Consider the following 411-nt stretch of genomic DNA (forward strand, 5'->3'; position numbering starts at 1 on the left):
GTTCGCGCATGTCTTCCGCCATGTACACCGCTGCGCCGTAGCCGTTGTAGGAGAACAGCGCGACCCCGACCATGGCGACGATCAGCGGCAGCGAAACCGGCGCCAGGTTGCCTTGCGCGTCCAGCATCACCGGCGCGGTGAGGATCTCTGCGCTTTGATGCGGATGGCTGAAACCGAGCCAGGCGATCAGCGCCAGCACCGCCACTTCCACCACCAGAAAGGCGCCGGTCAGCAGGGCGTTGGCCTTGATGTTGAAAATGGCGCAGGCGCCGCCGATCAGCACGGTGATCATGCCGGCGGTGGAGGCGTCGAATGAGGTGCCCAGTGCGGTATTCAGATAGGGCACGGCGCCGGTGGCCAGCACCGCCGGCACGAACAGCGCGGCGCTGAGAATAAACAGATAGGTCTGCA

Annotated in this window: 1 pseudogene; it reads right to left on the reverse strand. The window is 64.7% G+C overall.

Going from position 1 to position 411, the window contains the following annotated elements:
• Window positions 1-411 (reverse strand): annotated as a pseudogene (locus N801_RS22265) (hypothetical protein); the annotation flags it as partial.

This window comes from Knoellia aerolata DSM 18566 (assembly GCF_000768695.1).
In the GTDB taxonomy this organism is placed as follows: domain Bacteria; phylum Actinomycetota; class Actinomycetes; order Actinomycetales; family Dermatophilaceae; genus Knoellia; species Knoellia aerolata.